The following is a 272-nucleotide window of genomic DNA, read 5'->3' as shown; positions in this document are numbered from 1 at the left end:
GGGGAGCTCGGGACTGCTGACCGGCGCGGTCCAGCCCGCCACCATGGCCGCGGCGGCGGGCGAGGCACGCTCCTGCTCGACGAAAGCGGCCACCCCGGCGAGAAGCGGGTCCTGCCGCCGCGTGCCTTCGGGCATGGCCGCGTAAAGCAGCCCTTCGCGCAGGCCCCAGGAGGAGAACACGATCTCGGCCGGGCGCAGGTGGTCGATCAGCGACAGCAGCAGCGCGGCGGCATCGGGCAGGGCGGCGAGGCGAGTGGAGGACAGGCCGGGCA

General features: G+C 75.0%; 1 protein-coding gene. It reads right to left on the bottom strand.

Annotation, left to right across the window (positions count from 1 at the left end; translation table 11 throughout):
- A partial coding sequence (locus ABFX56_RS16090) for a hypothetical protein (RefSeq protein WP_346234365.1) occupies nt 1–272 on the bottom strand: 272 nt, incomplete at both ends.

The organism is Parafrigoribacterium mesophilum, from assembly GCF_039652555.1.
GTDB lineage: Bacteria > Actinomycetota > Actinomycetes > Actinomycetales > Microbacteriaceae > Parafrigoribacterium > Parafrigoribacterium mesophilum.
Note: the sequence above shows the minus strand (reverse complement) of the source record. Positions and strands in the feature narration are given on the sequence as shown.